The 234-nt window shown below is 44.4% G+C and carries 1 protein-coding gene; it reads left to right on the forward strand.

Going from position 1 to position 234, the window contains the following annotated elements; all coding sequences use genetic code 11:
- Positions 1–234, forward strand: a 234-nt coding sequence (locus tag H3V14_RS10760) for an autotransporter outer membrane beta-barrel domain-containing protein (protein ID WP_198228588.1), incomplete at both ends; no start/stop codon positions are given.

Below are 234 nucleotides of genomic sequence, written 5' to 3' on the forward strand. Positions count from 1 at the left end.
ATGAGGGGCAAAATGCTGTTGTTGGAGGGGCTTATGCTTATTCGCTCCATCAAGGGGACGGAAGTGACGGCAGTTGGTACTTACGGACACTTGATACAACCTATTTCCCTTCGATAATTTCAGGGAACCCGACACATCCTTTAAGTCCTGTTTATCAGCCAGGTGTAGCTTTATATGAAGTTTACCCACAAATTCTTCAACAAATGAATAAGCTTGGTACACTGGAACAGCGTG

This window comes from Bartonella sp. W8151, from assembly GCF_016100385.1.
Lineage (GTDB): Bacteria > Pseudomonadota > Alphaproteobacteria > Rhizobiales > Rhizobiaceae > Bartonella > Bartonella apis.